The 11724-nt window shown below is 54.0% G+C and carries 9 protein-coding genes and 2 pseudogenes; 6 read left to right on the plus strand and 5 right to left on the minus strand.

From position 1 onward, the window contains the following. Window positions 1-226: 226 nt before the first annotated feature. Window positions 227-694: pseudogene (locus tag ACR0M3_RS19645) on the minus strand (tyrosine-type recombinase/integrase); the annotation flags it as partial. Between ACR0M3_RS19645 and ACR0M3_RS19650 the strand changes: the two are divergent. Further along, a pseudogene (locus ACR0M3_RS19650) lies at window positions 693-1298 on the plus strand (Tn3 family transposase); the annotation flags it as partial. The pseudogenes ACR0M3_RS19645 and ACR0M3_RS19650 sit on opposite strands and share 2 nt — an antisense overlap. Before the next feature lie 75 nt (window positions 1299-1373). Here the strand turns inward: ACR0M3_RS19650 and ACR0M3_RS19655 are convergent. Then, a complete protein-coding gene (locus ACR0M3_RS19655) occupies window positions 1374-1982 on the minus strand; it encodes a DJ-1/PfpI family protein (RefSeq protein WP_480900872.1) in 609 nt (202 codons plus the stop codon). Between the two features lie 381 nt (window positions 1983-2363). Between ACR0M3_RS19655 and ACR0M3_RS19660 the strand changes: the two genes are divergently transcribed. Next, a complete protein-coding gene (locus tag ACR0M3_RS19660) occupies window positions 2364-4253 on the plus strand; it encodes an AfsR/SARP family transcriptional regulator (protein WP_480900873.1) in 1890 nt (629 codons plus the stop codon). A 1-nt stretch (window position 4254) separates the two neighbouring features. Here ACR0M3_RS19660 and ACR0M3_RS19665 read toward each other — a convergent pair whose 3' ends face one another. After that, window positions 4255-4692, minus strand: coding sequence for a hypothetical protein (locus ACR0M3_RS19665; RefSeq protein ID WP_480900875.1), 438 nt, complete (start codon window positions 4690-4692; stop codon window positions 4255-4257). 22 nt (window positions 4693-4714) lie between these two features. Then, window positions 4715-6229 carry a peroxidase family protein gene (locus tag ACR0M3_RS19670; RefSeq protein ID WP_480912347.1) on the minus strand — a complete coding sequence of 505 codons (1515 nt, stop codon included), beginning with the start codon at window positions 6227-6229 and terminating at the stop codon, window positions 4715-4717. A gap of 87 nt (window positions 6230-6316) precedes the next feature. On the opposite strand from ACR0M3_RS19670, the gene ACR0M3_RS19675 reads away from it, so the two are divergent. The 4 genes from ACR0M3_RS19675 to ACR0M3_RS19690 all read left to right on the plus strand — a co-directional run bounded on the left by ACR0M3_RS19675 (window position 6317) and on the right by ACR0M3_RS19690 (window position 10531). Then, complete coding sequence (locus ACR0M3_RS19675; RefSeq protein WP_480912349.1) at window positions 6317-7276, plus strand: YcaO-like family protein; 960 nt, start codon at window positions 6317-6319, stop codon at window positions 7274-7276. Window positions 7277-7435: 159 nt separating this feature from the next. After that, entirely contained in the window at window positions 7436-8332 is an 897-nt protein-coding gene (locus ACR0M3_RS19680; protein WP_480900880.1) for a hypothetical protein, read from the plus strand. Between the two features lie 152 nt (window positions 8333-8484). After that, window positions 8485-9666, plus strand: a complete 1182-nt coding sequence (locus tag ACR0M3_RS19685; protein WP_480900882.1) for a hypothetical protein — start codon at window positions 8485-8487, stop codon at window positions 9664-9666. 64 nt (window positions 9667-9730) lie between these two features. Beyond that, window positions 9731-10531 carry a caspase family protein gene (locus ACR0M3_RS19690; protein WP_480900884.1) on the plus strand — a complete coding sequence of 267 codons (801 nt, stop codon included), beginning with the start codon at window positions 9731-9733 and terminating at the stop codon, window positions 10529-10531. A gap of 244 nt (window positions 10532-10775) precedes the next feature. Here ACR0M3_RS19690 and ACR0M3_RS19695 read toward each other — a convergent pair. Then, the coding region (locus ACR0M3_RS19695) for an IS5 family transposase (RefSeq protein ID WP_480912353.1) at window positions 10776-11724 on the minus strand (949 nt) is incomplete at its 5' end.

The following is an 11724-nucleotide window of genomic DNA, read 5'->3' on the forward strand; positions in this document are numbered from 1 at the left end:
CTGCCTCGGTCCCATCATCGCCGCACCTCCGCTCATAAAACGAGTGAATCAGCGACAGACCGACCAATCAATGGACTTTTTCAACACTATCTCCGCGGTGTGTGAGTTGAACCAAGCCCGAATTTCGCGCTCTCGGCGAAAGTCAGCAAAGCAGGCTGCGACTGCAGCCTCTGGGTTGGCTGCTGGATGTCGGCTATGGGCCGCCCTTGAAGGCGACCCAAGGTTGCTAGATTTCAATGGCCTCGGCGATTGCTAGCGCGTCCTCAAGCTCGACGCCCAGGTATCGGACTGTGCTGTCCAACTTGGTGTGCCCAAGCAGAAGGTGAACCGCCCGCAAATAGCCAGTCTTCTTGTAGATTTGGGTCACCTTTGTTCGCCTCATCGAATGCGTACCATATGCGCTCGCCTCTAGACCGATCGATGTTACCCAATCTCGGACGATCCGCGCATACTGGCGTGTCGAGATGTGAAGACGCTCGTGGAAGCGGCCCGGCCAAAGGTACTCAGAGCCGACCATGAGTTCATCCTCCATCCACTTCTCGACCGAGGCTCTGGTGCCTTCGGATATTTCAAAGCGCACCGGTTTTTGCGTTTTGCTTTGCAGCACGGAAGCCCGTTCTTTGATCTCGCCAGATGCCATAATGTCGACGATTTTCATCTTCACTAGATCACAGCCGCGCAGCTTGCTGTCGATCAGGGATTTGCCGTCCAAACGGCTGCATGTCTTTGATCGCCGCAGTGTCCCGACTGAACTGAAGAGCTTGGTGGGTGACAAAATCCGGGAAAATACGATTATCGCCAATTGGCCGGATGTGCTGCGCTGCATCGCAACGATGCTTTCAGGCAGGATGCAGCCCAGTCAGCTCCTGAAGAAACTGGCGGCGCGGCCGAGACAACATGATCTGGCCATTGCCCTGCGCGAAATCGGGCGAGTTGAACGGACACTCTTCATCATCGAATGGGCGCTCGACACGGACATGCAGCGCCGTGCCAATATTGGCCTCAATAAAGGTGAAGCGCACCATGCTCTGAAAAGTGCCCTACGGATCGGTCGCCAGGGGGAAATCCGCGACCGCACCGCGGAGGGCCAACACTTCAGGATTGCAGGGCTGAACTTGCTCACCGCCATCATAATTTATTGGAATACGAAACAGCTTGGTGTCGCTGTCGCGCAGCGGAAAAGGGCCGGGTTGGATACCCCAGCATACCTCCTCGCGCACATCTCGCCTCTTGGCTGGGCCCATATCATTCTCACAGGCGAATGTAGATGGCGGAAGATGAAAGCGGGAAACCTGTGAATTCTCAAGCGCCGACAACACCAGATATTGATGCACCCTGCGGAGAAAGGGGAAGGAAAGCCCATTTTGGCGAAGCTAAACAAGCCCATGAATCTTAGCGAAGGGATCCCAGTTTTTGTCTTCATGCCAGGTGTATTCACACCATTTGGCAACTTGATCAGCGGTTGCCTTCCCGTGCATTACAGCTATTGCCCCAAGCGTCATATCCATGCCAGCGGAGACACCAGATGATGTGATGAACGGCCCGTCTTCGACCCATCTGGCCTGCCGAAGCCAGTCAACTTTGGGCCCTTGATCTGCGACCCATGCGAATGCGGATTTGTTCGTGGTCGCTCGGCGATTGTCCAGAACGCCCGCCTTAGCCAGCAAGGCACTCCCAGTGCAAACACTTAGGGTATACTCTGCGTTTGTAGAGACTTCGGCAATCCAATCCAGAATTCTCGCGTTATTGACCTCGTGTCTTGTACCCGCTCCACCGGGCACGAAAAGTAGATCGTAGTCGGCACCGTCGTCGATGGCACAATCAGCATGTGCCGATAGCCTTTGATTGCTTTCAACCGGGCCAGTCGTCTCGGCGACAAGACTGAGGCTGAATTCATCGCTAAGAAGCCCAAACATTTCCATAGGGCCAAATACATCTAGCAACTCAAACCCTGGGAAAATCAAAGCACCAATTCTACGCATCAATCCGCTCCACCGCCTGATACCACAGACGCTACAGTTTCGACGAATGGACGAAAAGCCCGCTTCTTGCCATTTCGAACAACGTGTTGAGAATGATCCGTGTCCAATATGCGGAGAACCCCTTAACGCCCTATTCTGCACTCAGCCGGACTCGACCCCCCTTCCGATAAATCCTCAAATGTCGCGAGCCTCAATTCCAAACCCGCGACTTCGTTGTCCCGACAGAAACGGCAACAGCTTGTTTTTTGGTTAGATTTCCGGCACACTGTCCTGCAACTATTGGATTAAGTCGTATAGAGACCAAATAGGACCCAAGGGGGAATGCCAAACCAGCTTTTATCGCTTGTTGGGCGCGTTTCGTTGCAAGTTAATGAAGTACACTTGACGATCGCCAACCAAAAGGCCCGTTCTATACTTGCCCTGATCGCCCTAAGCGATCATCGTGAGATTTCGCGACAATCCCTTTGTGCTTTGTTGTGGCCGGAATCCGAGCCTCATCGGGCACGGGCGTCGCTGCGCCAAACACTTCGTCGGCTACGGCTGGATCTGGCCAGTCAAGCTGCAAACGTGATCAGCGAACGCGGGAACCACTTGCAACTTGCGCAAGAGGATATCGCGATTGACCATGAACTCATTCTCACGGCGGTTCGAAACAACATAATCCCCGAGCAACTGATGAGTACCCAGAGCGTCGTAGAGAGCTTTCTTGCCGACCTTTATGGCATCACCGCCGACTTGGACTCTTGGATTGCCGTCCAGCGAAACAGACTCCAAAGCGAGCTTGAAGATCTTCTTGCGATACAACTTACAAACGACGTGGCAACCGAGCTGGTGCGAGATGCTTGCAAGGCCCTTTTGATCCTTGACCCAACAAACGAGGCCGCATGTCGCGCATTGATGCTCCACTACGTGGCGACAGGCGAAACCGCTCCTGCCATTCGAACCTACGATACGCTTTACCGAGTTCTGGGCGAAGAATATGATGTTGAGCCGATGCCGGAGACAATCGACCTAATTTCTGACATCAAGCTTGGTAGAAAGATCGTCTCACTTGGATCGCTACAGACGAAAAATCCAACCTCTGTAACTGTTCGAGACCGCCCCACTATTCGCATGTCCCGGTTTCACACCGGTTCAGATCGTCCGATTTCCGACATCTCCAGCGCCTTCTTCCAGGACCTTCTGGCAATATTGATTCGATTCCGCGAGTGGGATGTCATAGAGGACTCTGACAATTACACCCCCGCTGATCACTATGTTTTACAAGGGGTTGAAAGCCTCGCTGGTGGCGACAAACCGATTTTGACTATCGTGTTGAAACGTGAAAGCACCGGCCAATATCTATGGAGTGAACAGCACGAAATCGCCCGTGAATCCTGGACCTCCAAACACGCCATCATAGCGCGGCGTCTCGCAACCGCCATCAACAGCAACATAAGCACCGACAGGCTGATGCGTCGCAGCGACTTAGCCCCCCAGTCTCAAACTGCCTTTGATCGATGGCTGCATTGCCAAAAACTGAACTCTGTCTGGAGCCCGGAGGCCGGATTGGAAATTCCTAAACTACTCGAAGCTATAATCGAAGACGAGCCCATGTTTGCACCGGCCCACGCCGAACTGGCCGCAAATTACAATTCCCGCCACATCTTCTTTCCAGGGCTGCATCGAACAGTTAAATTTCGACAAAAAGCCCTGTACCACGCGCGGATAGCGCTTGAAATCGATCCGCTTGAAACCCGTGCTCAGCGTGTTATGGCCTGGACGCATTTGATGAGCGGTGAATTCGACCATGCGGAGTTTCATTTCAGACAGGCCCTCGACCTCAATGTGATAAATCCATTTACTTTGGTATCCAGCGCACAGGGCCTAGCTTTCTGTGGTCGAACAGAACGCGCATTTGAGTTGATCGAGGCCGCAAACGAACTGCAACACACTCTACCGGATTTTCTCAACGGTTATTTGGTTGGTATTAACTTTCTCGATGGGCGCTACGAAGAGGCCGTGCGCGCATCAAGACTCGCGGATGGTGCAATCTCCAATCTTTTGGGCTGGGAAGCCTCTGCCCTTTGGCACCTCGGGCGTCAATCCGAGGCTATCGAAACCACAGAGCGTATGGTCGAAAGGCTGCGACCGGATTGGATCAACACTGAAAAACCAACCCGCGACAGTTTTGCGGATTGGTTCATAGACAGCTTTCCAATCCGCAATGCGGATCAGCGGTCAAAGCTTGATCAGGGCTTTCGCGCGGCCCTGGCCAAGGTCGAAGTCTAAACTACTGGCATTGTGTGACGCAGTACTCGCCCATCTTGAAGAAGTAAAATTCCTCGGCGTCAGGGGGGCTTGAGGCCAGCATCTTGATCGCGTCGCCAAGCTGCTCGGACGTCATGGTCCCGCTGGGATCCAACTTTCGGATCACGGCCGCCGCCGCAACTGGCAGTTCTTCTTCTCTATAATCGTAACGCGCACTGCCCAAACTTGGCCTTGTGTCTGCGATAATATCCTTATGCGGTACGACCACAAATTTTACTTGGTGATCGTCGGGTTCGTGTAGGAGAACAATCTCCTCAACGTCGGGTCCGCCCACCCTTGTAATGCGGCTGAGGATGTAATCTTCCACACCTGTCAGATTACGGTCATCCGCCCTTTCTTTGATCTTTTTCCCGATTTCGGCTGCCGCGCCATAATCCCTTGCATGAGTTGCCTTTACCATAACTAGATCCTTTCCTTCAGAGCTAAACTTGGTTTGTTGTTGTGAGGATTTCGATAAACTTGTGCTTCACCATTTCCTCTTCTTTATTGGTTAAGCAGACGCGTTGCTCTGCCTGTTTCAATGCGCCGAACAGCCACGGCGACAGCAGTTTGGTGCCCGTAGGACCCAGATGGCCTGCAGGCGTTTCTTTGGCGGCTTCCTGCATCAAGTCGATGAGAAGCGGTGGAAACCTGGTGACTTGCTCTTGCTGCTGGGCACGCGCGATCGCATTAGCATCTGCGTCCGGCAAAAGGCTGACGCGGGCAATCGCCGCTTGAAGCCTTTCGACAAAACCCTCAGAAACGAATTCGAGAAGCCTTTTGTCAACATCCGGTCCATGCAAGATTTCCAGAACGCGCTCAAGATCCGCCCGCAGCAAATGGGCACCGTCACGACCGCGCGTCATGCCTGCTGCAAAGCCGGCTACGTATCTCGTCCGAAGCTTGTTGCGGTCCTTGCCGCCGAAATCAAAGAATTTTCTCCAATCTAGGATCCATTCCTTGTTGATGTTGTCCACCAAGCGTTCCGACGCTACCTGCAACACTTCAGACAGGCTTTCGACCCGCGATCCCGAAAATTCATAGTGGGCCCGCGGCAAGCAGTGCAGACACCGTATCGCGACGCGCGCCTCGGCGCTTGGCAGGCCCGTGATAGGGTCCACCCAATCGTCAGTCGCTGCAACCAGTTTCGGTGCCACAACATCAGTGCCATCAGCTTTCACTTCTTCAGATTTTTCCTTTTCTTTTAGTATGATGGGATGAATGTCGTTTCTGATGACCTTGTGCCACGTCGCCGTGACAATCCTTTTTGCACTCGCAAAACTCGCTCGTATTTCGGCGCTTGTCGGTTTTGCAATCTGCGCAATCAGCTGATCGTAGATACAATTGTGAAACAACATCCAGACAGCAGTGATTTGCGCCAGAATTGTATGTGAATCGTTGCGCCGATCCGCAATGATTGCCTCGCGCCTCGTGAATCCTGGATCACAACTCTGAACCCCGTTGCCATTTGGCGCCGCGCATTCTGAAGCGCGGGGCAGATCAAGGCCAAATTGGCGATTCCCATCAAGGGATCTGAATGTGCCAAGCCTGAATTTCGGTCGAAACACCGGACGATCCTTTTCAGACTCATCCTGTTCACGGACCTGATATAGCAACGGCTGCACATCGGGGCCGCGTCCGTAAATCGTTTCCAGCATCAAGGGCCGTCGTACAAGGTTCTCGTAGGGTTCATGTTTGCAACCCGTCTCAACTGTCTGGATAAGATCATGCGCCATCAACTGTGCGAGATAGACATTGCCTGACGGGATGGGCCATTCCCGTTGTATGTGATCAGCAATACTGTGGTCTTTTTGAAATTCCTTGAGCAGGGTCGCGTACGCCTCGGCGAGCGTCGCACCCTCGTAATCCGTTCCATCAAGATGAAGAATGTAGCGAACTTGTTCATTCAGCTTTTCAATAAGTTCTGCCGGAATTTTTCCTAAACCGTGTGCTGACATACCAACTTCCTTCCGCTCGAGAATCAAACTATTTTCCAACGCGTGACAGCAGCGTGACTCAATCCAAAGCTGCAAGATAGTATTGACATGACCATCGATCGATTAGCCCGTGAAATTGGCGAACCTGTTATAGTCATCCCCCCTTACGCGCCTCAATGGAGGGTTTCCCTGATAGAACTTCCGGGTGGTGGTTCAGTTTCCGGCAAAGGTGAAACTGAATCCGCGGCCCGTGCATCTTGCCTCGGTGAAGCTGCCGAAATCTTGTCGGCCCACAGGCAGCCACAGGATCGAGATTTTCTCGCCACTGATCTGGCCACTCAAAACCGCTGGTCCGTTGACGCGGCCACTGTGACAATTACTGACAAAGCCGACGCCAAAGACCCCGGTACAGAAGGCTGCGCGGCGGGCAAGGACCTCCGATCTGCGATCGCGGGCGCCCTATTGGAAAGAATCGAACGCCACACCATTGCGCGATGGTGGCTGGGTCATATTCCTGCGTACCATTTGTCGACCTCGTGGCAGGAGATCTGGGATGTAGACGGGATGATCAAGCGAGCCAGACAAGGCGCTCAACAGACGAGAGTTACCCGCTTCTTCCTCCTTGAAAGCCTCGCGGGCATCACTACGATTGTAGCCTGTTCGATCGATCAACTTAACCAGCTTCCCATCATTGGAGTGGCGGCGTCGTGGGATCCCGCCGAGGCGGTACGCGCGGCCTTTTCCGAACTGGTCCAGATGGAATTTGGCCTAGTTCTGGCAATTCAAGCCGCCCGACAAGGTAAATTGCAAAATCATCACAGGCTACTTCTACGGCGTTGCCAGCTTTTCGAAAATCAAAAAGCCGCGCTATTGAATCCGCAAGACCGGCGTGCGCTCTCTCCAGCCAACACGTCACATGTTGCAGAGATTGCCGTCGCCATTGGCGGTCCTGTTTGGTGGGTCAATTTGACCCGAAAAAACATCGGCGTTCCGGTGGTTCGAGTCGTGGCCGAAAACCTTACCGGTGCTCGTGTACTCAAATTTGGACCGGATGGTGGGCCGCTTTGATACGCAACTACACACGATTCCCCCAATAATTCCAACAGTTATTACCGGGTAAACGCGGGGGTCACGGTCGAGTCACGCCCCCCGTTTTAGATTGGTTTCATTAGCAGCGCCAAATGCAGCGCTCGTCATAACATCAAACGTTTTTGTTGGGGGACCCTTATGAAAACCAAGGTAAAATTCGCACTATTGTGTGCAGTTGGCGTGTCCGCTGCGGCCTGCACGACTGATCGACGGGATTTTGAAGGTCTGTCCGTCAGCAGCAAGAACCAATCTCGCCCGACCGCGGCCGTACGTTATTTGTCTGCCTGCCCGACTGATATGACCGAACCGATTGCAGAAATCGTACCCGCAAGAGAACCAGATCGCGCCAAATCAAGAGGCGTCGGGGGTGCAGCAGTCGCAATTGGCGTCGACTTCGCTGTTGAGGCCGTCTCAATCGGTCTCAAACGTGCTCAAACCAATCTCAACGGTCACTTTCTGGCCAGTGGCGCGCATGTCGGCGGCCCGGAGCAAGTAAGATTGGCAACCCGCAACGCGACTGACGGTGATGGTTGTATTGTGATCTATCACGGACCATCCGGCGCGTCGACCCAGAGTACAATTGGGGAGGGCTTATCCGTTGACGTTGTACGATCCCTCGGGCTGAGTGATCAGCCGGCATTCTATTTGGAGCTCAAAGCTTCATCTGACACTGGTGCACGCGTGCTTCGTATGAACCATCTGCAATATGCCGATACCTCTGCGCTCAACCGAGGAAACGGCCGTAAAACTGTCACCGTCGCTCTAGGATTTGGCGCTCCCAAAAAATCCGCCAACGACCCGGCGACTGGAGTTGAGGTATATCTCTTCAATCTTGGCCGTCTGCAGGTTGGCTCTTCCTACGTTGCAGATCCGACCCTCGTTGCTGTTTCTGAAAAGACGGCAAAAGGTGCCTTCAACATGGTTGCAAAAGTCTCAGAGAGCCAAGATCCGTCGATTGCATTGGAGGCTATGTCGACGGCCTTTGAGAACAACAAATCCGATCTCGCAAAAGCGCTGAAGGAAGCAATCAACTGACCAAAAAAGTCAGAACAAGAAGGAATTAACGACACAACTGACCGACGTTCAGGCACCGCCTCAATGGCGACTCATCGCGGACCGCAACATCCGATGCCACAGAGCAGAGAACCGGTTCGCGATTTCAGAACGAAAATAGAGAGAACGGCGACATGAAAAACTTCCTGACAGACTACCCCCCTGAACAAGAACCGCAGGGTCTCAAAGTTAAAACCATGTCAGACATGACAATGGAACAGGCGGCCCGATACCCTGATATCGGTGCCCAGCCGGATCCGGAAGCTCCCGATTTTAGGCAACATCTGACCATACGCAAGAATGATAGATCAGGTGCGCGCAGTTTCGGCACTTCTGACGTGACATGGCCTTCGGACGATCGTGAAGCGCCAGACTACGCTTATCTGGTCGATGCGCCAGAAGCATCCAATTTCCAACTGACACCAAATGTATTGGAAATGCTCTTTGTTGCTGGTCACTATCAACCTTACCGTACCAATGGCGTGATCGCTTTTGCCCTGCGCGGTGCCGAATTAGTGTCAGGTGACCAGGCTGAGAACGTGTCTACCGTTCAACTAAGGACCACGCGACCAGATCACAGAAATTTCCGTTGTGTTATTGGGTTTTACTTCACGGCGACGCACCGACTGAACGTTTACACCGGCTCCACGGTTCCATGCCGAAAGGCTATTGCCGGGTACGCAAATGGTGGCTCCGCCTGCAACATGTTGCCAACAGGGATGCATTCCTTCTACATCTGGCGGCACCGCAGTATCCAGCCCGCCCTACGCATGGGCCTCTCCAGTGCTGATCCCGAATCCGGGGCCGATGCAACCGTCTTGCGCTCAACCAATGACGCGCAGATGGAGACATTGGATATCTTCGATTTATCACAACCCTACGACAACGTTCATTGCTCATACTACCTGTCCGAAAACGCCGACCTGGGAGCGCGGTATTCGTCTTGGGGTTGCCTGACCGTCAGAGGCCACAGCACCCCTTCTGATCAATGGGAAAGGTTTCAGAGGGTATTGACATCAATTGGTTCCAGGCAGCGTGTAGATCTTCTTCTAGCCACTGGCAAAGAAGCTGTCCTTGCCGCAAACGGGCAAACTACCGCCCTGGAAGCGTTACGCTTTGGTTCGCGCGGCCAAGAGGTTAATCGGCTGCAAAGCCATCTCGGCCTGACCGAGACCGGCTATCTGGGCGCGAAAACCCTTGATCTTATGACCGGCGCTGAACGAGCCCACAATCAAGCCTCAGGCAACGGGCGGCGAGCAACCGGCATCTACACTCCAGCGCTAGACAACAGCACCAACTGGGGAGTGTTCACCTAGAGGTCTGCGCTGCGCCACCTCGCGGCGCAGACAATCCTGATTTTTTAACCAAGGAGACCAAATTATGTCAAAAAAAGCAGTTTGTATTGGGATCAATGACTACCCTGGATCCGGCAACGACCTGAACGGGTGTGTCAACGACATGAACGACTGGGCCGATTTGCTCACTGAATACTTCGGGTATGACGTAGCGGTCATGGCCGACGAACAGGCAACCGCCAGCGCAATCCTGGAAGCGCTCGCATCGCTCGTGGACAACGCTGTTGCAGGCGACAACATCGTACTAACATTCTCGGGCCACGGAACCTACATTCTTGATCAAAATGATCACGACGAACCCGACAACTACGACGAGGCGATTTGCGCACATAACCGCAACATCGTGGACGACGAGATTCGCGAGATCATCGATCGGCTAACAGATGGTGTGTTTCTGACAATTATCAGCGACTCCTGCCATTCCGGAACAGTGTCACGGTTTATGCTCGACGGTTCCCGAACCGACAATCAGCCTGTCGCGCCAAACTACCCTACACTGGTGCGGTACATGCCGATGACGAACCATCGGAGATGGGATACGCATATGGTACCAACACGCCATCGCTCCTTTGGCAGCGGCGCCAATATGAACCATCTTTTGTTGACCGGTTGCACCGCCGTTGAACTGTCGTATGACGCTTGGATTAACAGTCGCTACAACGGCGCTATGTCTGCCAATGCAATCGCGTTAATTAGGCAAAATCCCGACATTACCTATGCCGATTTCCATACGCAGCTGAGAGGCGTTCTGCCAAGTCGGAACTATCCTCAGACACCGCAACTTGAGGGCCCCGAGGCTCTTCGCAATCGAACTATTTTCAGCTGAGGAAAGTCTATTGCTGTATCAGTGCGGCGGACAAAAAATTCTCCAGAAAAACACCGATTTCACTGGTCTTCGGGCGGTCGTTGGGGATGTGTCGCAAACTCTGGTGTCTAGTTGACGAGCCTGCGTGATCTGAGGTTTGTACTGGTCGAAGTTTTTCGAACAGGTTTTTGAGCATGATCTCGTTAAAGGGCGACCGTGTTGCACGAATAGCGCTTGGGCCGCATTTGCCCCTTTCCCCGGTTCGTTATGCGACACGTTCATAGGTCGCACGACCTAGACGGGTCATGCGGTTGAGGGCTTTGACAGCGATGCGGGCTTCGGTTGTCTGGGTCTCCATGTTGCGGCTGCGCAGTTCCAGTCCGATGACCTGTTTGTATCGCCCGATCTGGGCCTCGCCGCGCGATCTCTGACCATAACCGGTGGCCTTCTGCCATGCCATTCGGCCAGTTTCGGTTATCATGTCGATATGGGCGTTACGTGCCTGGCAATCTCCGGGAACGGCGTTCTTCGGCGGCGGAATAATCAGCTCGACATCCGGGCCAAACGCATGCCGGTTGGTCGCGACGGTTGGTACACCATCATAAGCCCCGTCACCGATGAAACGGCGCACCGGACCGGACACCTCGGCAAGAAGGTCGGGCAGAGCGCCGGGGTCCCTGACCTGCTGGGGTGTCAGGCAGGACGCCACAAGCTCGCCGCTCTCCGGATCGAAGCCGATATGCAGTTTGCGCCATATTTTGCAGGCCTTCGGTAGCCCGTGCTTCTCCCGCATCCACTCGCGGCCACCGTGGACACGCAGCCCTGTGCTGTCCACAACCGGCGCGATCGGACCACTGGCTGTTCGGATGTCAGGCGCGATCTGAAGCGATGGCGCACGCCGGCAAAGCGTCGAAAAATCCGGCACGGGGAGGTCCGTCTGCATGAGCCGCAGCAGACTGCGGACAAAGCCCTGCGTTTGGCGAAGCGGTAAGCCGAACACGGCGCGCAAGGTCAAACAGGTCTCAATCGACAGATCAGAATATCGTTGTTGACCACCGCGCTTGCCGGAGCGCACTGCGCACCATCCAGACACCGCGTCTTCGCTGAACCAGACCGTTACGTCACTGAGCCTCCCCAACTGAACTGGTCCACCGCTATGTTTAGGAAACGGAGGACCACGAATGGCAAACAAGCGACCGAAGCCCGAAGAGATT

The sequence above is a fragment of the Ruegeria sp. O5 genome (genome assembly GCF_056535105.1).